This is a genomic window from Rathayibacter sp. AY1B5, from assembly GCF_002932795.1.
Classification (GTDB): domain Bacteria; phylum Actinomycetota; class Actinomycetes; order Actinomycetales; family Microbacteriaceae; genus Rathayibacter.
Genome location: NZ_PSWM01000001.1, coordinates 33857 through 57493, shown reverse-complemented (window position 1 = coordinate 57493; position 23637 = coordinate 33857). Strand labels below are relative to the sequence as shown.

The following is a 23637-nucleotide window of genomic DNA, read 5'->3' as shown; positions in this document are numbered from 1 at the left end:
GCGCGCCGGGAGCGGAATCGGCACGCCCCGGGAGGCGCCTGCTCAGTGGGCGAAGAGGAAGTAGAGCACGTAGGCCGCGGCGGCCGACGGCAGGATCGAGTCCAGCCGGTCGAGGACTCCCCCGTGGCCGGGCAGCCAGGAGCTCATGTCCTTGATGCCGATGTCGCGCTTGATCAGCGACTCCGCGAGGTCGCCGAGCGTCGCGGTGAGCAGCACCACGACCCCGAACACCGCGCCGACCCACCAGGGCTGGCCCAGCATCAGCAGGGCGAGCAGGACCCCGACGACGATCCCCGCGACGGCCGCACCGGCGAAGCCCTCCCAGGTCTTCTTCGGGCTGATCCGAGGTGCCATCGGGTGCTTGCCCCAGGTGAGTCCGCTCACGTAGGCGCCGGTGTCGACGACGATCACGAGCACCAGGAACGCGAACGCCCAGAGCTGGCCGCCGGGCTCGGCGACGAGGCGGATCGCGAAGGCGCCGAGGAAGGTCGTGTAGCCCTGGACGAACGCGCCGAGGCCGATGTCGAGGGCGAGGTCTCTGCGGCTGGAGGCCGTGCGCCGGAAGAGCTGCTCGCCCAGGCGCCAGAGGCCGACGAGGACGGATCCGCCGAGGACCGTGGCCCACGCGGCGCCCAGGCCGCCGTAATAGGCGGCGGGAACGGCGACGACCGCGACGATCCCGGTCGGGATGCGCGGGATGTCGCGGCCGGCGTGACGCAGGGCGTTCGAGAGCTCCAGCGCCGCGAGCAGCACCACCACCCCCGCGAGCACCATGAAGAGCTCCTTGACCAGCAGCAGGCTGACGACCATCGCGCCGCCGCCGAGCAGGCCGATCGCGGTCGCGGACACGAGGTTCCGGCCGCTGCGCGCGGTCAGACGGTCGTTCGTCGCCTCGAGCTGGGCGCGGGTCGCCTCGAGCTGGCGCTCGACGTCGGCCCGGCCCTGCTGGGCACGCGCACGCAGCGCGTCGCGGGTGACCATCCGGGATCCCCGGGCACCCGGGACGTGCGGAGACGGTCTCTTCTCGCCGCCCTCGGGTCCTTCGGGGATCTCGGGCACCGCTACACCTCGAGCAGTTCGGATTCCTTGCGCTTGAGCGCCTCGTCGATCGCGTCGACGTGCTGCTTCGTGAGCGCCTCGAGCTCCTTCTCGCCGCGGGCGAGCTCGTCGTCTCCGACGTCGCCCTTCAGCGCGTCGAGGTCGTCCTTGCCCTTGCGGCGGATGTTGCGCACCGCGATCTTGGCGTCCTCGGCCTTGGTGCGGACGATCTTGACGAACTCCTTGCGGCGCTCGGCGGTGAGCTCGGGCAGAGTCACGCGGATGATCGTGCCGTCGTTGGTCGGGTTGGCGCCGAGGTTCGGCATGTCCCGGATGGCCTGCTCGATGTCGCGCAGCGAGCCCTTGTCGTAGGGCGTCAGGACGAGCGTGCGGGCCTCCTGGTTCTGCATCGAGGCGAGCTGGGACAGCGGCGTCGGGGTGCCGTAGTAGCTCACCAGCACCTTCTGGAACATGCCGGGGTTCGCGCGTCCGGTGCGGACCGTGGAGAAGTCCTCCTTGGCGACCTCGACGGCCTTGCCCATCTTGGTCTTCGCGTCGGCCAGTACATCCGAGATCACAGGGAGCTCCTTAAGAGAGGGAAGTGGTCAGTCTAGTTCGAGACGAGCGTGCCGAGCTCGGCGCCGCGGATGGCCTTCGCGACGTTGCCCGAGGGCTCCATGCCGAAGACCTGCATCGGCATGCCGTTGTCCATGCAGAGGCTGAACGCGGTGGAGTCGACCACCTTGAGGCCCCGCTGGAGCGCCTCCTGGTAGGTCAGCGCGTCGAGCTTCTTCGCGTCGGGGTTCGTCCGCGGGTCGGCGTCGTACACGCCGTCCACGCCGTTCTTGGCGACGAGGACCACGTCGGCGTGCGTCTCGAGCGCGCGCTGCGCGGCGACCGTGTCGGTCGAGAAGTAAGGGAGTCCGGCGCCGGCGCCGAAGATGACGACGCGGCCCTTCTCCATGTGCCGGATCGCCCGGCGGGGGATGTAGGGCTCCGCGACCTGCGTCATCGCGATCGCGGACTGCACGCGCGTCTCGGCGCCCGCCTGCTCGAGGAAGTCCTGGAGGGCGAGGGCGTTCATCACCGTGCCCAGCATGCCCATGTAGTCGGCCCGGCCGCGGTCCATGCCGCGCTGCGAGAGCTCGGCTCCGCGGAAGAAGTTGCCGCCGCCGACGACCACCGAGATCTCCACCTCGGTCGCGGCATCGGCGATCTCGCGCGCCAGAGCGCTGATCACATCCGGGTTCACGCCGAGCGTGCCGGCTCCGAACGCCTCCCCCGACAGCTTCAGAAGCACCCTGCGGCGCTTGCCCGTCGTCATCGCATCCGTCTCCGTCATGGACGTTTCCTCCCGTAGACCCGTACAAACCTATCCCGCGCGGAGCGGGCCCCGCGACCACGCCCGGGGCCGCGCCGGGCAGAGCGAAGGGAGCCCGGGTCGACTGAACGACCCGGACTCCCCCCTGCAGTGCTGTTAGGCGCCGACCTTGAAGCGGGCGAAGCCCGACACGGTCAGGCCCGCGTCGCTCAGGACCTTGCTGACGGACAGCTTGTTGTCCTTCGCGTAGTCCTGGTCGAGCAGGGCGACCTGCTTGAAGTACGCGTTCACGCGTCCCTCGATGATCTTCGGCAGGGCGGCCTCGGGCTTGCCCTCGCCGCGCGAGATCTCCTCGACGATGCGGCGCTCGTTGTCGACCTCGGACTGCGGCACGTCCTCGCGCGAGAGGTAGGACGGGTTCGCGAACGAGATGTGCTGGGCGACGGAGCGCGCGGTCTCGGCGTCCTCGCCCGCGTAGCCGACGACCACGCCGACCTGCGGGGGCAGGTCCTTGTTGGTCTTGTGGAGGTAGATCGCGAAGTGCTCGCCCGAGACGGAGGCCACGCGGCGCAGCTCCACCTTCTCGCCGAGGATCGCGGCCTCGTCGTTGATGAGGTCGGCGACGGTCTTGCCGTCGGCGGGGGCCGCGAGTGCCTCCTCGACCGTGGTGGAGCCGGCGGCGACGACCGCGGCGAGCACGGCGTCGGCGAGGGCGATGAACTTCGTGCCCTTGGCGACGAAGTCGGTCTCGCAGGCGAGCTCGATCATCGTGGCGACGCCGTCCTTCTCGGCGGCGGCGACGAGGCCCTCGCTCGTGGAGCGGTCGGCGCGCTTCGCGTTGCCCTTGGCGCCCTTGAGGCGGAGGATCTCGACCGCCTTGTCCAGGTCGCCGTCGGCCTCGACGAGCGCGTTCTTCGTGTCGACCATGCCGGTACCGAGCTGCTCGCGCAGCGTCTTGACGTCAGCGAGGCTGAAATTTGCCATGTTCTCGGAACTCCTCTTGGTTCGGAAACCCTGTGGCGCCGTCACTCGCGGCGGCGGGCTCACGGAACGAGCCCAGCACGCCGAGGTGACGGCGGTTCTTACTCGTGGTGAACGTGCACCGACCGAGCGGGGGCCGGACGACCGCGGGCGCGGCGTCCGACCCCCGTCACGGAACGGGGTGTCAGGCGGTGGCGGTCTCGTCGGTCGAGGTCGCGGTGGCCTCGGCCTCGTCGGTCGAGGTCGCGGCGGCGTCGGCCTCGGGGGCCTCCTCCGCAGCGGGGGTCTCGGCCTCGACGACGGCCTCGTCGGCGGTCTCGGCCTCGGCGTCGGCGACCTTCTCGGTCTCCGCGCCGGCCTGCTCGTTCGGCTCCTGCACGTCGGCGGCGGGCGCACCGGTGGAGAGCAGCTCCTGCTCCCACTCGGCCAGCGGCTCGACGGCGGAGACGTTGCCCTCGGCCGCGGGCTTCTGGTGGCGCTGGATGAGGCCCTCGGCCGCGGCGTCGGCGACGATGCGGGTGAGCAGGCTCACCGAGCGGATCGCGTCGTCGTTGCCCGGGATCGGGTACTGGACCTCGTCCGGGTCGCAGTTCGTGTCGAGGATGCCGATGACCGGGATGCCCAGCTTCTTGGCCTCGTCGATCGCGAGGTGCTCCTTCTTGGTGTCGACGACCCAGAGGGCCGACGGCGTCTTCGAGAGGTTGCGGATGCCGCCGAGCGACTTGTGCAGCTTGTCGAGCTCGCGCTTCTTGATGAGGAGCTCCTTCTTGGTGAAGCCGCTCTTCGACGTGTCGTCGAAGTCGAGCTCCTCCAGCTCCTTCATGCGGGCGAGGCGCTTCGAGACCGTCTGGAAGTTGGTCAGGAGGCCGCCGAGCCAGCGCTGGTTCACGTAGGGCTGGCCGACGCGGGTCGCCTGCTCCGAGATCGCGTTCTGCGCCTGCTTCTTGGTGCCGACGAAGAGGATGGTGCCGCCGTGGGCGACCGTCTCCTTGACGAAGTCGTAGGTCTTGTCGATGTAGGCCAGCGACTGCTGGAGGTCGATGATGTAGCTGCCCGAGCGCTCGGTCAGGATGAAGCGCTTCATCTTCGGGTTCCAGCGACGGGTCTGGTGCCCGAAGTGGACGCCGCTGTCGAGCAGCTGGCGCATGGTGACGACTGCCATGAGTCGTTCTCCTTGTCTCGGGGCCCGGGCGCACGACGGCGCCGAACTCCCGTTCGGTTGTCTGCGACGGCCGGTCGGCACGTCGCCCTGGCGCCCGGCGCACTCCCGCCCCGGCCGCGTGAGCGGAGAGGGACCGTGGGGAGCGGAGGCCGAATGGGCGCGCGTAGTCACCCCGACGAGCGAGGTGCTCCGTGGAGTCTAGCACCAGGACGGCCGCCTCTCCCGCTGCTGCGGGAGGGCGGCCGTCGGGGCACGGGAGGCCGGTGCTACTTGCGCGCCGACTTCATCACGGTGCGGATGTGCAGGGTGTCCATCTCCTCCAGCGAGCGGCCCTTGGTCTCGGGCACGAACATGAAGACGAAGACGAACGAGATCGCCGCGAAGGCGGCGTAGAGGCCGTAGGCGAGGGTGAGCGACACGTCCTGCGAGAGGATCGGGAAGGTCACCGTGATGGCGAAGTTCGCGATCCACTGGGCCGAGGCGGCGAGGCCGAGCGCGGCCGCGCGGATCCGGTTCGGGAAGATCTCGCCGAGGAGGACCCACACCAGCGGGCCCCAGGTCGCGCCGAAGAAGACGACGAACGCGTTCGCCGAGACGAGGGCGATCGGCCCCCAGGCGCCGGGCAGCGAGACGTCCTCGCCGCTGATCGTCGACTGGCTGAAGGCGATGGCCATCAGCGCGAGCGAGACCGCCATGCCGGCCGAGCCGACCAGCAGCAGCGGCTTCCGGCCGACCTTGTCGACCAGGAAGATCGCCACGAAGGTGACGACGACGTTCACGACCGAGGTGAAGACCGAGATCGCGAAGGAGTTGGACTCGTCGAATCCGACCGCGCTCCACAGAGAGGTGGAGTAGTAGAAGATCACGTTGATGCCCACGAACTGCTGGAACACCGACAGCAGGATGCCGACCCAGACCACCGGGAGCAGGCCGAGCGCGGGGCCGCGGAGGCTGGAGCGCTTCGCGTTCTCGGAGTCCTCGTCGATCTTCTTCTGGATGTCCGCGAGGGCCTCGTCGACCTCGTCGCGCGGCGTGACCGTCGCGAGGACCGCGCGGGCGTCCTCGGAGCGGCCTCGGGTCGCGAGGTAGCGGGGCGACTCCGGCAGGGTCAGGGCCAGGAGGCCGTAGACGACCGCCGGCACGGCGCAGGCGATGAACATCCAGCGCCAGGCGGCGACGCCGAACCAGAAGGGCTCGGAGGCGCCGTCCGCGCCGTTCGCGATGAGGGTGTCCGAGAGCAGTGCGGCGAAGATGCCGAGCGTGATCGCCAGCTGCTGCAGCGACGCGAGGGCTCCGCGGATGGCCTTGGGCGCGATCTCCGAGATGTAGGTCGGAGCGATCACGGAGGCGATGCCGATTCCGAGGCCGCCGACCACGCGCCAGAGCACGAGGTCCCAGACCGCGAACGCCGCGCCTGCGCCGATGGAGGAGATGAAGAAGAGCCCGGCGCCGAGCAGCATGACCTTGATGCGGCCCCAGCGGTCGGCCAGGCGGCCCGCGAGGTACGCACCGAGCGCGCAGCCGAGCAGGGCGGAGGCGACGGCGAAGCCGATCAGGGCGGCCGAGAGCTGGAACTCGCCCTGCACCGCCTCCACGGCACCGTTCACCACCGACGAGTCGAAGCCGAAGAGGAAGCCGCCGACCGCCGCCGCGATCGCGAGGCCGATCACCTTCCTCTTCAGCTTCGCCGCCGAGGGGTTCGGGATGTCCGCTCTCCCGCTGGTCGTGTCAGATCGTCCGCTGGTCATGGTCGTCTCCGATTCTCGCCGCCGGTGGGGGCGGGGTGCCGCTCCCGAGCCGGATCACCGGCACGCTACTCCTCTCCGAGGGACCGCCGGGACGGGTTGCGCTCTCCCCCTGCCGGATGTCCTCCCTCCACAGCCGGGCCGGTAGTGCTCTCCTCCCCTGATCCGCTCGGCCGACCACCGGTCCTGACTCGGCTCCGGGAGGGTGGCCGCATGCTCCGATCCCCGCTCCTGCGCCCGGGCGTGTTCGCCCTCGCCGCTCTGCTCGTCGGGGCGCCCCTCGGCGCCTCGCCCTCCGGCACCTCGTCTCCCGGCCGGTCCGACCCGCGGTGGACCCCGCCCGTCGCGGGCTTCTCCGTCGTGGAGCCGTGGGGCGCACCGGCCCACCGCTACGCCCCCGGGCACCGCGGGATCGACCTCGCGGCAGCGGCCGGGCAGCCCGTGGTCGCGGTCGCGGCGGGCACCGTGTCGTTCTCGGGCAGGGTGGTCGACCGGTCCGTGGTGAGCATCGTGCACGCCGACGGACTGGTCTCGACGGTCGAGCCGGTCGACGGATCGGTGACGGCGGGGCAGGTCCTCACTGCGGGCCAGCCCGTCGGAGCAGTGGGTGCGGGCGGCCACTGCGACGGGAGGTGCGTGCACCTCGGCGTCCGCGAGGGCGGCGACTACGTCTCGCCGATGCGGTTCTTCGGCGGGATCCCCCGGGCGGTGCTGCTGCCGCTGGACGAGGTGGAGCAGGGTGGGGAGCGCGTGACGCAGAAGGCTGCGTCCAGCGACTCGCGGATCCGGTCAGGCGCGGGGGTGGGCGAGGCGGTACGCGTCGCGGACGCGCTCGGTCGAGACGTGGGTGTAGATCTGCGTGGTGCCCAGGCTCGCGTGGCCGAGCAGCTCCTGGACGGCGCGGAGGTCGGCTCCCCCGTCGAGCAGGTGGGTCGCCGCGGTGTGGCGGAGGGTGTGCGGGCCGGAGGGGCCGGAGCCCTGGCCGCCGTCGAGCAGCCGGGCCACGACTCCGTAGACCGTGCGCGGGGTGAGGCGCGCGCCCCGCCGTCCCAGCAGCAGGGCCCGGCTCCCGTCGGCGGTGGCGAGAGCGGGTCGGGCGCGCTCCAGGTAGTCGACGAGCGCCTCCTTCGCGGGCACGCCGAACGGGACGACCCGCTGCTTGGCGCCCTTGCCCGTGACGAGCACGGTGAGGCGGCCGAGGTCGACGTCGCCCACGTCGACGGCGACCAGCTCCGAGACGCGGACGCCCGAGGCGTAGAGGAGCTCGACGATCGCGAGGTCCCGCAGCGCCACCGGGTCCTCCGTCGCGCCGCGCGCCGCGACCGTGTCGAGCAGCTGCTCCGCCTGCGGGAGCGTCAGGACCCGCGGCAGGGTCCGTCCCGACCTGGGGGTCTTGAGGCGTGCGGCGACGTCGATCGGCAGCCGCTCGGTCCGCTGCGCCCACGAGGAGAAGGAGCGGACGGCGGCGGTGCGCCGGGCGAGCGTCGCGCGGGCGATCCCGGACTCGGACTCCCGCCACAGCCAGTCGCGCAGCAGCTCGAGGTCGAGCTCGGCGGTGCGGGGCCGCCCTTTCTCCTCCGCGTGGGTGACGAGACGCGCGAGGTCGGAGCGGTAGCCCTTCGCCGTGGCGGGCGAGAGAGAGCGCTCGTCGAGGACATAGCGGAGGAAGTGCTCGATCGAGTCGGCGAGCGTCTCGCCGGTCATGATCCGTCCGGCATCCGCGACCAGAGGTCGATGCGCCCCTGCTCGTCGAGCCCCTCGAGCCGCTCGATCAGGTCTGTGCCGAACCGAGTCGCGATCGGGGCCGGCGCCGTCGGCACGAACGAGGCGGCCACCGTCTCCGGGTGGACGTGGACGAGCGAGAGGCTCTGCGCCCCGTCGATGCCGGCGAGCTCCCGCTCGGGCGCCCCGAGGTCCATCGTGTAACTGGTGGCGCCGGCGACGAACACGGGCACGCCCGCGAAGGCCGCGGCAGTGGGGTAGTGCAGGTGCCCGCCGAGGATCGCGCGGACGTCGGTGCCGCGCACCACCTCCTCGAGCCGGTCGATCCCCCGCAGCTCGAGCACGGTCATCGCGCCGAGCGGTGTGGGCAGCGGAGGGTGGTGCAGGGCGAGGATCGTCCCGAGCGGCGCCGGCGCGGCGAGTTCGTCCTTCAGCCAGGCCAGCTGGGCGTCGGTGAGATCGCCGTGGTGGAAGCCGGGCACCGCGCTGTCGAGCGCGATGAGCCGGAGCCCGCCGAGGTCGACGACCTGGTCCACGGGTCCCGCGCCCGCCGGGTCCTGGTCGAGGAGCACCCGCCGGAAGGCTCCGCGCTCGTCGTGGTTGCCCATCACCCAGACGATCGGGCAGCCGAACCTCTCGCCCACCGGATCGAGCTGCGCGCGCACGCGCCGGTAGGCGTCCTCCTCGCCGCGGTCCGCGACGTCCCCGGTGACCACGATCGCGTCCAGGCGCCCGCCGCGCTCCGCGAGCCGGCCGACCGCCTGCGCGAGCCGGGCGACCGTGTCGACCTTCCCGTAGAGCGGAGCCCCGTCGGCCAGCAGGTGCGTGTCGCTCAGGTGCGCGATGACCCTGTCGGCCGCGCGGAAGTGCCCGAGCTGCGGGCGCTCCCCGCCGTGTCCTGCTGCCGTGGCGTCCATGCCGCTCCCCTCGCCGATGCCCCCTCAGCGTAGGGCGGACCGCCGACAGCGCCGCGGCGGCGGGGCCGCTCATCCGGGTGACCGCTCCCAGTCCCCGTCCTCGGAGCGGTGGACGCGTCCGTCGGCGAGGAGCGCACCCAGAGCCGACAGCGCCGAATCGAGCGATTCACCGGCGAGCCGGGCGACGGTTGCGGCGTCACAGCCTCCTTCGGAATCGACGACGGCCAGGACTCGCGTCTCAGCCGCGGTCAGCGCTCGGCGCGTTCCGTCCTCGTCACCGACTCCGAGCAGTTCGAACACGTCCGGCGGCGAGGTGACACAGGTCGCCGCGTATTCGCGGAGGAGCCGGTGGCAGCCGGCGGAGGAGGCACTGGTCACCGGGCCCGGGACCGCGCCGAGGGGGCGGCCCAGGGCGGCCGCGTGGCCGGCGGTGTTGAGGGAGCCGGAGCGGGCGCCGGCCTCGACGACGACGGTGCCGGCGGTCGAGGCGGCGATGAGGCGGTTGCGCTGACAAAACGGCCGTTGTATGCGTCGGCGCGTCGTCCAGCTCCGTCCTCTATTACTGTGAGCCCATGCTGCCGCTCGTCATCGACGTGAACGTGTTCGACTCTGCGCTTGACGTGTGGCTTCTTGTAGCCACTCTCTTCGCCGCCGTGGCCACCGCTGTCTCAGCCGTTGTCATCGCAGTTCAAGCGCTGGACACGAGGAAATCCGCGAGGGCATCCCTCGCCGCCGTCGAGCTTTCCCAACAAGCCCTGGCCCAGGCCGAGAGGGCTCGACTCGACGCGAGTACGCCTCGAACCTACCTCAGCGTGCCACCGCGGCTCAGTTACCAGCTTGCCGAGATTGTAGATGGCCAGAGGATTGATAGCGACAACACGGACGAGTTCCGAGAAAAGCGGGATGACGAACGAACGCTATCTTTCGATTGCGTGATAGAAGCCCGGAATGATGGACCGGGAAGCGCGCGCCTTGAATTTTCGAGCGTCGTACGAGACTACACGCATGGTGGTTCTCCACTACACCAAGTTCTTCTTTCCCCCGGAGAGGCCATTCAAATTGGCGTCCCGATGACTCTTTCATTTTCAGAATGGATCAGTATGTATGAGGACACAGCGACTCAGGAGACGCGGGATAAGCTGAAATTCCGAGCTACTTACACAGGACCTGGCGACACTGACGTCGATGTTGTGCATGTAGTAGAAACGAAAGGCTCCATTGTCAAGCCGGAGGGTATAAGTGCATCAATCTGGCTCTTTGACCCTTCTGGAATTACCGTAAACCTTCTGCCTTCTACTCGTCAGTACTGGTATTCACGTCAAGGTCTGCAGCGTATGGCGCCAGTGCTGGCCAATCACGGCACAACTAAAGAAACAAAAGAGAAGAGGCGACGAGGGGAAGTGGCTGATCAGCTTACTCAGAAGGTGACTAGTCACTCGGCGGAGTGAGCACCCTGCTTGCGCGCCATGGCCGCACGAAGCTCGATCAGCTCAGCCTCCTGCTCCGCGATCTTCTCGTCCCTCTTGGAGAGCGTGCCGTTCGTCTGAGCGCGGACTTCCTCAATCTTCTCGCCCTGCTTGCCTATAGCGACCGAGAGCCCTCCTGCCGCTGCCGCCATGATGAGCACCGTGACGACGAGGTTGATGAACGTGGCGGAAGCGTCGGGCCGCTCTCGCAGGATGACCACAGCGCCCACCATCCCCACGACGGCGATGGTGCCGAACATGACGAGGCTGATGTTCTTGTTCATGAGGGTCGTTCCTTCTTATAAAGCGCCTGCACCTGCTGCGGCGTGAGTGCGGTGTCCCAGACGCGGAGTCTGGCGATGGACCCGATGACGAAGTTGCCGGGACCGTTGGTCAGCTCGACCGCGCCGACCGTGAAGTCGCACGGAGTCCCGTTGAGTCCGTCGAGGAAGCGGTACGGGTTCTTCGCGTAGGTCTGGTTGAGCGGGTCAGTGTAGGAGGGGTACGAGACCGCAGAACCATCGAGGTACGAGACGGCATCGGTTCCGTCATATGTGCCGACGTGAAGCTGCCACACCCCGCGCTTGAAGGTCTGGCCTGAGGCGCTGTAGTCCCGCGAGAACGGATAGCCAGGGGTCGGCCTACCAGTCTTCGAGACGTGGAAGTTGCTGCGCTCATCGCCGCCGTAGGTGTTCAGGTCGTAGAACAGCCCGTAGGAGCGGCGAGGGTCAATAGCGTCCTCCTGCCAGCACCCTCCGACGAAACCAGCATTCGTGTCGCTGTGCTTCAGCCAGGCTGCGACCGTGACGGCCTTGCCGCGTGCACCGATGTTCAGTCGGCCCACGGCGCTCTTGTCGAGGCGGAGGAACGCGCTGCCGTCGAGGGCGATTCCTGCGGCAGTTCCAAAGGGTGAGCCCGTCACGACGGCTCGCGTGCTCCCCGCCTGCTCCAGCGGAAGGTCTCCAGTTGTGGTCTTGAAGGGCTCAGCGCTGAAATCCCACTGAGCGAGAGGAGTCGGGACGCCGACCTTCTGACGTAGGGCGGAGAACGGCACGAGCTTGCCGCCAATTCGCACCTTCAGAGACTTGGCAATGAACTTGGTCATGCGACGCTCACGGTCCCCGGGTAGTAGCTCGCCCATGTGGCCTTGATCTTGGCGCGGTCGTCGGACGAGAGTCGGCGCGGGAACACGGCAACGGCTGCGACGTCGACTGCGGTGAAGGTCGTGAGCCCGCCGTTGGCCGCGAGCCGGAGCCCGGTCTGGCCTCCAGAGCCTGCGGCTCCCCGCACCTCGTCAGCGTCCACAGCAAGAGTGGACTGTCCACCGTCCGTCACCGACTCGGCCATGAAGATGTGCCAGGCGGTGTCAGGGCCAAGGGTGTGCGAGAGGGTCGATCCGTTGGTCATCGACAGCTTGCCGGTCGAGGTGGTGGCGATGTTGCACGAACCGCTGGTCCCTCCGATGATGACCCGCGAGGATGCGGGCGTGCGGAAGCGGGCGAGCACGAGCTTGGTGTAGGGCTGACCCTGAGTCGCGATGGCGGCATCCGAGCGGGCCGCTGTGCCGTCGTACTGGACGTACTTCAGGCCGGAGCCAGCGACCCTGAGCTTCGGAGTGCCGGTGTGCGTGAAGTTCGGCGCGGTCGTGAGGCGGTTCTTCCAGGCCGCTGCGTCGGAGCCGTCTGCGCCGGTCAGGTCGTAGGCCTCCCAGCGGTGGCTGAAGTCGGTCGGCATGGTATCGACGGCGGGGCCAGGAACGGCGGTCGCTGAGGTATCAGCCCAAAGGTCACCGTCAACCATGAGGTTGGGTGCCACGCTGCCCTGCCAGAGCACAGCTCCGGCGACCACGGGTCGGATGGCATTGGCGTTGGTGCCGTGATCGAAGACGACGATGCCACCGCCCGCGGAACCTGAGGTGGGAACACTTTCGAGACCCTTGTTGAGAAGGTCCGAGAAGCGTCCATCAGGAGCCACAAGGTCATCCTCGGTGTAGTGATAGAGGCCGCCGCGTGCCCAGTCGTAGTAGCCCATTAGCTTTGTTCACCTTCTGCTAGTTCATCTCGAAGAGTGACCTGCATCTCATCACTACCGATACTGAAATCAACGGACGCTACAACCTTAGCCAAGTTCGTGCTGTCCATGAATGTGATTGACGCAATGTTCCCGGGGGCGACTGAGTAATCCGAGATAGCCGAATACTCAACATCTCGCCCGCGAGTGCGAACGAAGCGAAGAAGGCTGGCCGCTGCACCTGGACCGGGATAAGGAGAATCACGACGATAGACGCGCGGACGAGTCGGGTTCGCTACATCCTTCGCGTAGTCCACGCGAGTCTGGGAGTTGCCGTCTGCGTCATCCCACTCATAAATCACGATCACCGCGTCACCCCACGAGGTTGCACGGGACGTGGAGCGAGTAAGCGTCTTGGCCAGTGCTGCCGCCCACTCGTGCCGGATGCCCCGCACGGGACCTCGGCGGAGTTGGAAGAAGCCCTGCTCATCTGCCCACAGGCGCGCACCTGCCTGCTCGACAAGCGTCCGGAGGTAGTCCCATGCGGTGACTCCCGGCTTCCACTCAGAGGCTTCCGCATCGACGTTCGGGAACTGCTCACTCGTCGTCAGCACGTAACCGCCGAACGTTGCCGTCAGAACGTCCTGAACAACCTGCGCCAGAGGCACCGCGCCGGGGTGGTAGACGCTGGTACCGGAAGCGGCGTCCTGCATGAGCATCACCTCAGCGGAGGCAAGCTCCAGCACAACCTCGTCGCGTGCGAAATCCTCCATCACGCTGAGGAGGACGAGGCGGACGGTCAGGCTGATTGGAGACGGCGACGGCAGGCCGTTCCATCCTGAGGCGAAGGCGGCGGACACGTCTTGGAGCGTCGAACTGCGTCCCGGGAAGTCACGGCTGACGGAGGCGAACCCGCCGCTGCCTGCATACCTGCCGGTGAAGGCTGCGAGCGGGAGCCGACCATCGTGCTCACGAGTGAGGGTCAGGTCGATGCGGGTCAGCACGCGCGGGTCGAGCGCATCCATCAGCTCGTACGAGGGCGTGGGCACGGTGAGGGTTGCCTGCATGTAGGGAGCGCGCTTCTCGTCCATCGAGAAGCTGCCGGACTTGACGTCAAGTTCGCCAATCAAGATGTCGCCCTGGTAGACCTCCGCGCTGGCCGAGTGCGTCGAAATCACGCGGACACCTCCAGGACATCGACTTCGAGGACCCAGGAGCGGAGCGACCGCGGGTCGAGGTAGAGGAGTACCTCACCCGTGACGACATAGTTCAGGGTGAGCGCGCCGGGCTCATCTACGCGGATGCGGCCCGCCGTGCGGTGCAGAAGCTCGGCCTGCTGACCGGCCTCACGAGACGCCAGCACGTAGCGGAGCCGACCCTTTCGCGGAAGCGGGGAGCGCACGGTGATGTCGGGCGGTCCGCCTCCGAGAAGCTGGTGCACAACCGTCCTGCTCTCCGACGAGAGCGAGATGGATGACGCATCGAGGACCTGTACCGGCGCGGAGAAGCCGCCCGAATGACTAATAGAAACCATCAGTAGACCTGCTGTCCGATCTTCGTGATGACGTTCGCCTCGACGTTGATGCGCCGCGTCCCGAACTGCGCGATGGCCCGCTCTACCGGCGACATGTCGGGCGTAGGAATGATGACCTTCGGACCGGACACGGAGTCCGGAATCTCCTTTTGAAGCTCCGCGTTGTAGTTCGCTCCGCCCGTTCGACCGAGCGTCCCCCACACCGCGGCAGTCGCCTGCTGCTGGTCGAGAGGAGCCTTCACGTAGGCGTCGATGAGCGGCGCTGCGTCAGCACCCATCTGCACCAGATAGTTGTAGGCGTCGTCCGAGATGGTGCCGTGCAGGGAGGACATGTTGGCTCGGTAGCTGTTCATCGCCTCGACTCGCGCGCTGAGGGCTGCGGTGTAGGCGGCGAGGTCAATCGCGCCGGTCTCGGCGTTCTGGTAGGTCTCCCACGACTCCCCGACGTCAGCAAGCTCTCCCTGAATCGAGTCGGCGTACTCGGCGGTGCGCTCCGACTTGGCCACCAGCTCATCGGCGCCCGACTCCAGGTAGAGCCGCTCGTTTTCCTTTGCTTCCTCGACGGCGGAGCGAACCTCTTCCAGCTTCTTGACGCTGGTCTTAGCCCAAAGCGAACGCTGAGCAAGGTTGCCATCGAGCTTCGAGGTGTCCTCTCCAGCCGCTGCGGCCATCGCGTCGTACTGCGCGATGATGTCCTTCGCCGCGTTGATCTGCCGGTCGATAGCCTCTTCGTTCCCGGTGAAAGCCTTCGTCAGGTCTTCGACGGAAACACCGGTCTTGTCCGCTCGCTCCAGGATGTCGGCAAGGGTCCCGGCAACGTCATCGCCTTCGGTAGCCATCTTGCGGAGAGAGTCTGCAACCTGCTCGAAGGACAGCTCACCCTGGCCTCCGGCCTCAATGAACTTGTCGGTCAGCTCACCGACGCGAGCCTTGTACTCCTCGGTCTCCTCTCCCCCTGCCTCCAGGGCTGAGAGAACCAGACCGATTCCCGCCGCTGCGGCGACACCGGCGATAAGACCTGCCGGACCGAAGCCAGCGAAGGCGTTGGCCGCTACCTCCTGGAAGGCGTCTCCGATGGACTCAGCCGAGCCGTCGAAGCTCGCTGCGGCTTCCTTCGCGGTAGAGGCCGCTTCGTCGCCCACCTCACGGATTCCGTCCGAAGCCTCCGCAGAGCCGCGCTTGACCTCATCCCCGAGAGAGCTGCCAGCGCTCTTGCTCTCGCGCTTCACACCATCCGCTAGGTCCTTGAAGCTGCCTTCGAGCTTCTCGACCGCACGCTCGCTGTCCTTCGTGCCGTCCTTCACGCCGTCGCTGAGGCCGTCACCGATCTTCCGACCGGTGCGGTCGGCGTCTCGTGCGCTGTCGTCAATGGCGTCGGTCAGCTTGTCCACGGAGCGCTCAGCCTCGCGGGTGCCGTACTGCACGCCGTCAGAGAGGCCGTCACCGATCTTCGAGCCGGACTTGTCAGCGTCTCGGGTGAGATCGTTCAAGCTGTCAGCGGTCTCGGAAAGCGCCTTATCGACGTCCTTGACCCCGCGCTGAAAGTCTCGCGTGTTAGCGAGAATGTCGATGGAAATGCCCTTAGCCATGGCTTAGCCCTTTCCCTCGATAGCGTCGTGCATAGTCTTGACCACTGTCTGCACCCAAAGTGCGGCGAATCGCGGAATCACCTTTTGAGCGGCGGGGTAGACTACATAGCCCTTGCGGCGCTGCGGCCTGAGCTGCGCTCTCGTCCGGCGTGTAACCGGGAAGCGGTTACCCTTCGAGCTGGTGCGCTCATAGGTGTTCTTCTGCTGCCTATTCGCACCGAACTCGACCGCCGCATAACCCTCGCTCGGCTTCAGTCCTCCGCTCAGAGCACGACCGACAGAGGCTGAAGCCAGTCGGACGTTCTGGTTGGAGACGGAGACTCGTGCAGTGTCTACGAGAACTCGATGTTCGAGCCGGGTCTCTGCCCGCTCTGTTAGCGCCTTCTGCCACTCCGGAGTGGCAATGGCCTTCGTCGCTTTGCGAATGTTCGCCTGCACAGCCTTCTCGGCGCGGCGGACTCCCAGGAGTGCGGCTTGCAACTCCCGGGAGCCTCCAACGTCGAGCCGGAACACCTGACTACGAAGTGACCGCGGTGATGGCGGTCGGCTTGCCCTGCACGCCCAGGGTGACGGAAGCCGCTGCCGCTGCGCCGACTGCACCGCCGATGGAGCCCGGGACGAGGATGACGTCCGCCTTGAAGCCGGGACCGCCGTTGATGGGAAGGAACTGGACGTTCTTGGTCACGCCATCGTTCTCGAACAGGAGGCGGGAGAGCGAAGTGGCCGCACTCCAGTCCTGGGCGTAGTCGATGGTCACGGCCCAGGTGGTCGTGCCGGGCATCGTGAAGGAAGCGTCCGGCGTGCCGCCCTGCCAGGTGACGCTGGAGGTGGAGGGGGTGAAGGTGACGCCGGAGACGGACTTCTCGAAGTTGTCCGCGGCGATCTTCAGCACGAGGTTGCGGAGCACAAACGGGGTAGCGGCGATGTTGGCCATGGGAATCAGTCCTTCTTCGTGATGATGAAAAGTGAGATGTCGTAGCCCAGGTAGTCGCCGGAGATGACCTTCTGTGCCTCGGTCCAATCGACCCCGTTGAGTGAGTCGAGCGCCGTGGTGAGTTCGAGCACTGCGTCATCGAGGTCGTCCTCAGCACGAGCCGTGTCCGCGTGGGGCGTGAGGACGGTCAGGATGAAGGACGTCTGAAGCGAGCCGATGGGCGAGGCCGGGAGCTTCGAGATTCGCTCCTGCTTCAGGAGGACGGTGCTGTTGGTGATGACTCCGGGGTCCCGCTGCTCGGGGATGATGACCCAGCCCTTGGGCAGTAGCGGCTTCAGAATCTCGGAGAGCTGCGCGCGCACGGTGCTCATGTCGCGACCGGCCTTCCTCGGAGCGGACGGAGGAGCCGCTTGACGCTCCAATCCATGGGGAAGACGGTGACCGCGAAGCCCTCTCCGCCGATCTGGGACTGACCGTTCGACTTGACCGACTGCCAGAGCGCCCGTGCCTGGACAAGCTGCGCCTGCCGGTAGCGAGTAGGGACCGTTCCGGAGTAGGCGGGAGCGAACTCCTCGCACTGCTCTCGGGCGGCCTCGAGAACTGTGTAGAGCTGCACGTCATCGAGAGGAGCGTCGGCCCACTCAGAGGCCCGTGCGGAGGCCAGGGAGTGCCAGCCGGACCGCTGCTCCACGACGACTGGAACAGCGCTAAGAGTCAGCCTGGGGCCGGTCTGAGACACGAGGACGGGAACAATGCGCCAGACTCCGGGAGCGGTCAGCACGGTCTCCTCCGGCCACTCCAGCGTCAAGCTGTCCTGGTCAACCGAGACGACAAAGCCGGAGGTGGAAACCGGGGCGTAGGTCGGGTCTAGGAGGGTGACCTCGATGCCGGTGTACGGCTCCAGGTCGAGCTGCTCACCGTCCCGCTCAGGAGCGAGCACGAGCACCTCGGCGGGGATGTCATTGACTGAGTAGTGCATCGTGCTCGCTCCTTTCCGGGTCGGTGGTGCGGGGCCGGCTAGGCGTTGTTGGTGACGAGCTGGAGCGCGCCCGGGAGGTCGATCTTCACGCCGATGTAGCCGTGAACGGCCTCGTCGTAGCCACCCTTGGCGATGTCCACCGCACTGACCCGGATGGGCGAGCCACCCAGCTCCAGGGCAGTCGCGGCCTGCTTGGCCCCCACGAGAGCCTGACCAGCCGCGAGGCCGGTGTGGCTGACCACCTTGAAGCTGTCGATCTGCCCCTCCTCCAGACCCATGGCCTGCGACAGGAACTTCAGGCCCGCCTGCTCCGGGGTCCAGAGGATGGACTCGTAGACGTCCGGCGCGACAAGCGCGAAGCTCGGGGTGGCGTCGGCGGCGATCACGCGGAGGGCACCGCGGACGAGCTTGGCGATGCCCGGGTTGACGGTGGCGGGGACACCAGTGCCGACAGCGGCGGTGGTCGAGGCGGCGAGGAGCTGCGCGAGGGTGTAGGCGTCAGACTTCTGCGCGTACGAATCGACCATGGCCCGGGTGAGCGAAGCGATGAACTCCGCGTTCTCGGCGGTCGGGAAGTCGTAGTACTCGCGGGCGATGTCCCACGCTCCCGCGAAGCGCTGCGCGGTGCCGGTGTAAGGGGTGACCGTGGGAACGTTGCTCGGGAGTTCGGTCTTGTTTCCGGTCCAGGTGCCGACCTCGGGCTTCTGGTTCCACCTCCAGCCCGTGTACTTCAGGCCGGTCAGAGTGCCGGAGCTGATGAGCGGGATGACCTTGCGGGCGAATCCGCGGCCAGCCCAAAGCTCACCCTGGAAGGCGGGCTGCGTGACGGTGACGCCGGGGGCACCGGCGCTGTCGTACTTCACATCGGAGAGCGCCGCCATGAGCGTCGGGTCGGGGCTGTTCTTGGCGGCGACGATGGCAGCGAAGAGCGTGTTGGCGTCGATCTTCTCGGCGGGCTTGAGAGCACCAGCCTGGAGGGTGCTCGGGACGGTAGCGGACATGTTGTCCTCCTCGTTCTCCGGAGCGTCGTCCGGCTTGGGTTCGGTCAGTTCGATGACCTCGGTGATGGTGGTCTTGTCGCCGTCGATGACGGTCTTGCGAGTGCCCTTGCGGATGAACGTCTTGCCATCGGCGTCGGTGTACTCGTCCGAGAACTTCTCCTCGGTGGTCACGGGCTCTCCGCCCACGTCAGCCGCCATGAGCGCGGCGCTCGGGAACGCACCCTCGGTGACGAAGGCGGCACCGAAGAGGACTCCGGAGACGGCCACACCGGCACGCAGGACGATGTTCTTGACCTCCGCGGAGAGCTTCGACCGGGAGCCGTCCGCAATCTCCGCGAGGAGCGTGTCGCCCTCCGGGTTCTTGCCCACGGAGAAGCTGGCCACGATGCCGGAGTCGGTCTCGACGGCGGACAGGAACCGACCGACCGGAGACTCGGAGTCGTGCTGGACGTTGGCGTTCAGGACCTCCACGTCCTCGGGGATCGTGATGGCCCCCTTGGCGATGCTGAACTTGCCAAGGTTGGTCGTGCCGACCTCACCGAAGGGCAGGAGGAGACCCGAGACGACACGGGCCTCAGCGTTGGCCTTCAGCGTTCCGGCCTCGATCTTTGCGATAGTCATTAGTCGTCCTTCGGGGTGCCGGTGGAGAGCGTGGAGGTGCTGAACTCGAATGCCACGTGCTGGCCGCGGGGCACAACGTCATCGAGCGAAAGCCGAGCCTCGATGGGCTCGGTCCAGGCGCTGAGGCGATCCGTGAGCGCCGCCTGTTCGCTCTGCTGAGTCGCATAGGTCAAGGAGGCCTGAGCCTGTGAGGCGTCGATCTGCGAGGCCGGGAGACCCAGGACGCCAGCGATGTCCAGTCGGGACTGATTGCGGCCCGACACGAAGAGGTCCGCCGCCTTCTCGCCGTGCGTCTTCAGCTCGATGGTGCTCGGCGTGTAGATGACTGCACCGTCCGGATTCTGGCGAGCCTTGATGATGTCCTTGACGTAGGCCTCCGCCTCCTTCTGATCCATGCCCTCCTCGGACAGGTCATGAAGCTCCATCATGGGAATAGGACTACGGACACGAGAGGCCCACGTCTTCTCCAGATTCCGAGCACTGCGGATGGACTCAGCGGAGTCCGCCAGAAGAGAGCTGCCGTCTCCAGGAATGAGGATGACGCTCTTGGCATCCTTCACGACCTCACCGTGAACAAGAATGTTCCCGTCCTGGTCGGTGTCCCATTCGTCCATCGGCACGCGCACAGCATCGAGCAGAAGGCCGTCAGCACCTCGCTCGGTAGCCCAAAGGCTCCAGCCATAGAAGAGGAGGTCGTCAATGGTCGCTGCCATCCGGTGCCACGGAGAGACACCAGAAGTGGAGTTCGACCGGTAGAGCCACGTCGGCTGAGTCGAGACGAGGTTGCCGCTGGAGTCGAGTGCACGGAGCGGGCGTCCCGCGATCTTCGAGATGAGGAGCCGACGAGCTGCGGCCACCGCGGGAATCGACATCGCCATTGCCCGGGTGACGGGAAGGTCGCCGTTGACCGGACCAATCAGCTCCGAGAAGGCAACCTGCTCCAGGTGGGTCGAGTCTGCCCAGGGCGAGAGAATCGGCTTCGGAGAAGCAACAACAGAGCTGATGCTGTCGCGCTTGAATGCCGATAGAAGTCCCACACGGAAAGACTAAGGGGCAGTTACTTACTTACGCGGACTTCCGCAAGAAATGACCGTAGGCATTCCTGGAAACTCTCTGGTTCGGATGCGTAAGAAGTTCGTGCTGGCAGGCTTCCCTATAGGCCCACAGCTCCTGAGAGCGCATAAAGAAGCGCGAGTAGAGCGGGCAGTGAGGGCACCAGACCACAATCGTCTCAGAGCTTCTGTCGAGCTTGGCCATGGTTATCCTCCGACAACAATCATCTTGCGAACCGGTCCTGTGGGCAGAGTGTCGTACTGACGAAGTGCCATGGCCACGCCTTCTAGCGCGATGATGTCGTTCTCAGGCGAGTCGCCTCGGGAGAACGCCCACTTGCCCCGGTCACCGATGGTCCGCTTGCCAGTGACTCTCACGGCGGAATCAAGAACGTCGTCCTTGTAGTGCACAAGGTTCTTGTTCTCGACCTCCTTGGCGAGGAGCGCTGCGGCAGTCGTGATGTTGTGCAGCGTCTGAACAAGAATCTTGGGCTTGGGTCGCATGCGGAGCATGGCTTCGGTCTCGACTGTGATCGGTCCCTGCGAGTCCACAGCGGTGCCCATCTTCGTCGCTAGGTAGTTCGCCTTCACTGAACCTCCGAGCCAGCTCACGCCGGGGCGGTGCTCTCGCACTGCGACATGTGCGACGCCGTTCACGCGCCATGCGAGGCACACGGCGGCATACGTCTGGTTCGGGTGCACGACCGCCGCCATGGCGAAGCGCTTCGGTATGGCGGCTTCCTCGTCAGTCCCGAGTGCGGTCCAGGTGTCATAGTCGAGTGCGCCAGCGGCAGAGCCAATGTCCCCGAAGATGCTCAGATATTCTTCCTTGAACTGCGAGAGCTTCAGCTTCTCGAAGCGCTGCTCGATCTTGTCCAGCGAGGTGAGGTAGCCGATGCCGGGGTGAGCTGCCTGCACGAGCGGCTTCGCCTTATCCCAGCTCTTCTCGCCGTTCTCGTCCTGAAGGTCCTCGTCACGGGTCGTCTCAGGCGCTGCGTATTCGAGAATGCCCGCACCCCGCCTGCCAGCGCGTCCGGCCTCCAGCGCCTCGTACAGAGCCTGTCCGGCGCGGAATTTACCCGCGGTGCCCGCCAGGATGATTTGACCATCCTCACGAGTGTCCATCGTGGCGAGGGCTCCTCCGAGCACGTCCTCCCCCATAGCCTCCGTTGCCTCTCCCGCCTCATCCAAAACGATGAGGTCGTACGCCGCGGAGCGGAATGCCTGACCGTCAGGACCAAGAATCGAGAGCGTCGAACCATTCGAGAAGGTAAGGCGCTCAGAACCACCAGCTCGATAGATTTTGATGGGACTTGCCTTCGGGTCCGGGTACACCCGCTCCAGCGGCTTGATGAGCCCGTCCCTGAACCTCTCCCGCGCCTTGGTGCCGGTGGTCAGCATCGAGTAGGCAACCTGATAGTCCGGGATGGTCATGCACCGGCCCAGCGCTACAGCCAGGAGCGAGGTCGTCTTGGCGGACCGGCGCGGAAGCAGGATGCCGATGAAGCTGGAGTCGAGGTTGTTGCACGTGTCCGCGAGCCGGAGCATCTGCGGGTAGGGCTCAGTGAAGCCCCTAATGGTCCCCATGCCGCTCAGACGCAGACCCTCCAGGAAGGCTGCTCGACCCTCGGGAGAATCGCTCAGAGAGGACTGGAACAGGGGTGTAATCCCGCTGTCTCGCGTCTCGTCCCACTGCGATCCGGAGAGGAATAGGGAAGTTTCGCTGACGGCAGGCGAGGGTCCAGCGACGACCTCAGAAAAGTTTGACATGAAGTCTTGTCTCACCAATTTCCATGTCGAATGTGACTCTTCTTCTTCGCTGCGTTCGTGATCGCTGCGCCTCGCCTGCCACCGTCGCTGGTGTTGCACTTCACGTGCGCTGGTCCCACGTTCGAGAGCACCGGCTTACCTCCGTACTCAGCACCAACGATGTGGCCAACCTGCCACTTGTCCGAGCGAAGCACTGGCCTCCCGCACCCGTTCACGCACAGGCGCGGGAGCGAGGGAGCGATCATTGCCCTGAGCTTGGGTGAGTGCTTGCTCCACTGCTGCGCTGCGTGGTGCCTGCTCACGGGCCGCTGACGAGGCTGTCGAAGGGGAGAGCGGGCAGTCCTCCTGCCTTCCTCTCTTCATTGATGAGCACCTGGCAGTAGTCGAGAAGAGTCTGCACGTGCTCGTCGTACTCATCCCGAAGAGTGCCCAGGTAGTCCTGGTCCACGTAGTCAGAGTCCGCCTCTTCGAGAAGGCGGATCGTCTGCTTGGTGAGAGCGACAGAAGAGATGAGAAGGGCAAGCTGATTCGTCATGCTTCAATCTTAACTGATTAGAGGCCCCTACACCATGGTCGGTATGAGGGCCTCTAATTCATGTTTTAAGTTGTGAGTTGCTACTCCGCGTACTACTCGAAGAAGGACAGAAGCTCTTCCTCGATCGACTGGAGTTCGATCACCAGCCAGGGAGGCACGTCCATTCCTCCGACCTTCAGCACCTTGATCTGGAGGCGCAGTCCCTTGCCTCGGGCGACGAGCGTCAGGACATCCGAGTCTGCATCCGCATTGAAGGCGTCGAGCACACTCTTCTTCTCGGAGGCTTCGTCTACGGTCGCGCTGATCTGCTGGGGCGTGGTCGTCATGATAATTCTTCTTTCGTCAGAGTTGCTGTGGTTCAGGACAGGAGGAGGGAGAACAGGTCAGTGGAGTTCGGGTCCACCGGGTAGTGCACGCTCTTCGCACGCGCGTAGTCGGCATCGGTGGGCTTGCGGATGGCACGGAGCTTCTGAAGGTTCGAGATGTCTCGACCCACTGATGCGAGGTCCGTGACATGCGTGTGGTCCTGAACCTTCAAGAGGTCGAAGAGGTATGCACGGAAGATGATCTGAGCCGGGCTTGCCTGCTTCTCGCTCGGTGATCCCAGCGCGCTCAGAAGTTCGGCCTCGGTCATGCCGCACTCTCCTCAAGCAGGTGCGAGAAGTCAGGGGTAGATGTAGCGGATACACCCTTGAACGCCTCGTAGCGGGGGTCGTGACGCTCGATCCTGACCCTTGCACTGCGAGCACTCACGTTCTGCCCGTAGGTCCGGAGATTGGCGCGGAGCGCTTCCTCCCGGGTGGCGGCGTACTGCTCAGCACGAGCCTTACGCTTCCTCAGTCGAGCTACCTCATTGGCGAGCTGGCGATGAGTCATGGCCTTGACCTCGGTCTCCGCGTGCTCGTCCAGGACGACAATCGCGGCATCGAGCTTTCGGCGGAGCTGACTCACTGTGAACGTGAGCAAGGTCTCGAAGGTAGGTCCCTTCAAGTCCGGCCTAGTGACCTTAAGTGCCTCATCGAGCTTGCTCTTGGTGAGGTTGGCCAGTGCTCGCTTCTCGGCGTCTCTTGCCGGACCGAGGTGACGGCGATGTGCCCGCTTCAAGTCCCTGTAATCACGACCGTCGATTTCTTTGTCTGCACCCACGTGCTTGTCCTTCGCTTGATGCTGAAGGGCGTGGAGAGCTGCGCTCCGACTCTCCGGGGGACACCGGGTTACAGAATCTACAGAGAGACCCTGAGTCAGAGCACGACTAATAAC

The 23637-nt window shown here is 66.3% G+C and carries 27 protein-coding genes and 1 pseudogene; 2 read left to right on the top strand and 26 right to left on the bottom strand.

Annotated elements, in window-relative coordinates; genetic code table 11:
• Positions 1–42 precede the first annotated feature (42 nt).
• From C5D44_RS00315 to C5D44_RS00290, 6 genes are all read right to left on the bottom strand, one after another.
• A complete protein-coding gene (locus C5D44_RS00315) occupies positions 43–981 on the bottom strand; it encodes a phosphatidate cytidylyltransferase (protein ID WP_104276001.1) in 939 nt (312 codons plus the stop codon).
• An 80-nt stretch (positions 982–1061) separates the two neighbouring features.
• Positions 1062–1616 (bottom strand): ribosome recycling factor, encoded by a 555-nt coding sequence (gene frr, locus C5D44_RS00310; protein WP_104267270.1) that lies wholly within the window; start codon positions 1614–1616, stop codon positions 1062–1064.
• A 32-nt stretch (positions 1617–1648) separates the two neighbouring features.
• On the bottom strand, positions 1649–2362 hold the full coding sequence (gene pyrH, locus C5D44_RS00305; protein ID WP_374952923.1) for a UMP kinase: 714 nt from the start codon (positions 2360–2362) through the stop codon (positions 1649–1651).
• Between the two features lie 153 nt (positions 2363–2515).
• Positions 2516–3343 (bottom strand): translation elongation factor Ts, encoded by an 828-nt coding sequence (gene tsf, locus C5D44_RS00300; RefSeq protein WP_104223895.1) that lies wholly within the window; start codon positions 3341–3343, stop codon positions 2516–2518.
• Positions 3344–3524: 181 nt separating this feature from the next.
• The gene (rpsB, locus tag C5D44_RS00295) at positions 3525–4502 is read right to left on the bottom strand and encodes a 30S ribosomal protein S2 (protein ID WP_104280523.1); all 978 of its coding nucleotides are present in this window, start codon (positions 4500–4502) and stop codon (positions 3525–3527) included.
• 266 nt (positions 4503–4768) lie between these two features.
• Complete coding sequence (locus C5D44_RS00290; RefSeq protein ID WP_104275999.1) at positions 4769–6250, bottom strand: sugar porter family MFS transporter; 1482 nt, start codon at positions 6248–6250, stop codon at positions 4769–4771.
• 210 nt (positions 6251–6460) lie between these two features.
• Between C5D44_RS00290 and C5D44_RS18690 the strand changes: the two are divergent.
• A pseudogene (locus C5D44_RS18690) lies at positions 6461–6913 on the top strand (murein hydrolase activator EnvC family protein); the annotation flags it as partial.
• 123 nt (positions 6914–7036) lie between these two features.
• Here C5D44_RS18690 and C5D44_RS00280 read toward each other — a convergent pair.
• The 3 genes from C5D44_RS00280 to C5D44_RS18365 form a co-directional block, all read right to left on the bottom strand.
• Positions 7037–7951 (bottom strand): tyrosine recombinase XerC, encoded by a 915-nt coding sequence (locus C5D44_RS00280; protein WP_104280522.1) that lies wholly within the window; start codon positions 7949–7951, stop codon positions 7037–7039.
• Entirely contained in the window at positions 7948–8886 is a 939-nt protein-coding gene (locus C5D44_RS00275) for a phosphodiesterase (RefSeq protein WP_104275997.1), read from the bottom strand. The genes C5D44_RS00280 and C5D44_RS00275 overlap by 4 nt, the downstream gene beginning before the upstream one ends.
• A gap of 69 nt (positions 8887–8955) precedes the next feature.
• Entirely contained in the window at positions 8956–9381 is a 426-nt protein-coding gene (locus tag C5D44_RS18365) for a DNA-processing protein DprA (protein ID WP_374954063.1), read from the bottom strand.
• Between the two features lie 77 nt (positions 9382–9458).
• Here C5D44_RS18365 and C5D44_RS17530 point away from each other — a divergent pair, with 77 nt between their 5' ends.
• On the top strand, positions 9459–10334 hold the full coding sequence (locus C5D44_RS17530) for a hypothetical protein (protein ID WP_146087953.1): 876 nt from the start codon (positions 9459–9461) through the stop codon (positions 10332–10334).
• Here the strand turns inward: C5D44_RS17530 and C5D44_RS00265 are convergent.
• The 17 genes from C5D44_RS00265 to C5D44_RS17515 form a co-directional block, all read right to left on the bottom strand.
• Positions 10319–10636 carry a hypothetical protein gene (locus tag C5D44_RS00265; protein ID WP_104280521.1) on the bottom strand — a complete coding sequence of 106 codons (318 nt, stop codon included), beginning with the start codon at positions 10634–10636 and terminating at the stop codon, positions 10319–10321. The genes C5D44_RS17530 and C5D44_RS00265 overlap by 16 nt on opposite strands.
• Positions 10633–11457, bottom strand: coding sequence for a LamG-like jellyroll fold domain-containing protein (locus tag C5D44_RS00260; protein WP_181118415.1), 825 nt, complete (start codon positions 11455–11457; stop codon positions 10633–10635). Before C5D44_RS00260 ends, C5D44_RS00265 begins: the two co-directional genes overlap by 4 nt.
• Positions 11454–12383, bottom strand: a complete 930-nt coding sequence (locus C5D44_RS17525) for a hypothetical protein (RefSeq protein ID WP_146087952.1) — start codon at positions 12381–12383, stop codon at positions 11454–11456. Before C5D44_RS17525 ends, C5D44_RS00260 begins: the two co-directional genes overlap by 4 nt.
• Positions 12383–13540: a hypothetical protein gene (locus C5D44_RS00255; protein WP_104280519.1), complete on the bottom strand. Its 1158-nt coding sequence runs from the start codon at positions 13538–13540 to the stop codon at positions 12383–12385. Before C5D44_RS00255 ends, C5D44_RS17525 begins: the two co-directional genes overlap by 1 nt.
• Positions 13537–13803 carry a hypothetical protein gene (locus tag C5D44_RS00250; RefSeq protein WP_146087951.1) on the bottom strand — a complete coding sequence of 89 codons (267 nt, stop codon included), beginning with the start codon at positions 13801–13803 and terminating at the stop codon, positions 13537–13539. Before C5D44_RS00250 ends, C5D44_RS00255 begins: the two co-directional genes overlap by 4 nt.
• 92 nt (positions 13804–13895) lie before the next feature.
• The gene (locus C5D44_RS00245; RefSeq protein ID WP_104280517.1) at positions 13896–15485 is read right to left on the bottom strand and encodes a hypothetical protein; all 1590 of its coding nucleotides are present in this window, start codon (positions 15483–15485) and stop codon (positions 13896–13898) included.
• 517 nt (positions 15486–16002) lie between these two features.
• Positions 16003–16419 (bottom strand): hypothetical protein, encoded by a 417-nt coding sequence (locus C5D44_RS00240; RefSeq protein ID WP_146087950.1) that lies wholly within the window; start codon positions 16417–16419, stop codon positions 16003–16005.
• A gap of 5 nt (positions 16420–16424) precedes the next feature.
• The gene (locus C5D44_RS00235) at positions 16425–16790 is read right to left on the bottom strand and encodes a hypothetical protein (protein ID WP_104280515.1); all 366 of its coding nucleotides are present in this window, start codon (positions 16788–16790) and stop codon (positions 16425–16427) included.
• A complete protein-coding gene (locus C5D44_RS00230) occupies positions 16787–17398 on the bottom strand; it encodes a hypothetical protein (protein WP_104280514.1) in 612 nt (203 codons plus the stop codon). The genes C5D44_RS00235 and C5D44_RS00230 overlap by 4 nt, the downstream gene beginning before the upstream one ends.
• 38 nt (positions 17399–17436) lie before the next feature.
• Complete coding sequence (locus C5D44_RS00225) at positions 17437–19020, bottom strand: hypothetical protein (RefSeq protein ID WP_104280513.1); 1584 nt, start codon at positions 19018–19020, stop codon at positions 17437–17439.
• On the bottom strand, positions 19020–20057 hold the full coding sequence (locus C5D44_RS00220) for a phage portal protein (RefSeq protein ID WP_104280512.1): 1038 nt from the start codon (positions 20055–20057) through the stop codon (positions 19020–19022). The genes C5D44_RS00225 and C5D44_RS00220 overlap by 1 nt, the downstream gene beginning before the upstream one ends.
• 222 nt (positions 20058–20279) lie before the next feature.
• The gene (locus tag C5D44_RS00210; RefSeq protein ID WP_181118414.1) at positions 20280–21842 is read right to left on the bottom strand and encodes a hypothetical protein; all 1563 of its coding nucleotides are present in this window, start codon (positions 21840–21842) and stop codon (positions 20280–20282) included.
• A gap of 11 nt (positions 21843–21853) precedes the next feature.
• Entirely contained in the window at positions 21854–22087 is a 234-nt protein-coding gene (locus C5D44_RS18685; RefSeq protein ID WP_146087948.1) for an HNH endonuclease, read from the bottom strand.
• Positions 22088–22140: 53 nt separating this feature from the next.
• A complete protein-coding gene (locus tag C5D44_RS00205) occupies positions 22141–22377 on the bottom strand; it encodes a hypothetical protein (RefSeq protein WP_104280509.1) in 237 nt (78 codons plus the stop codon).
• Between the two features lie 92 nt (positions 22378–22469).
• Positions 22470–22703, bottom strand: coding sequence for a hypothetical protein (locus C5D44_RS00200; protein WP_104280508.1), 234 nt, complete (start codon positions 22701–22703; stop codon positions 22470–22472).
• A gap of 32 nt (positions 22704–22735) precedes the next feature.
• Positions 22736–23011 (bottom strand): hypothetical protein, encoded by a 276-nt coding sequence (locus tag C5D44_RS00195; RefSeq protein ID WP_104280507.1) that lies wholly within the window; start codon positions 23009–23011, stop codon positions 22736–22738.
• On the bottom strand, positions 23008–23523 hold the full coding sequence (locus tag C5D44_RS17515; protein WP_146087947.1) for a hypothetical protein: 516 nt from the start codon (positions 23521–23523) through the stop codon (positions 23008–23010). The genes C5D44_RS00195 and C5D44_RS17515 overlap by 4 nt, the downstream gene beginning before the upstream one ends.
• Positions 23524–23637: the final 114 nt, after the last annotated feature.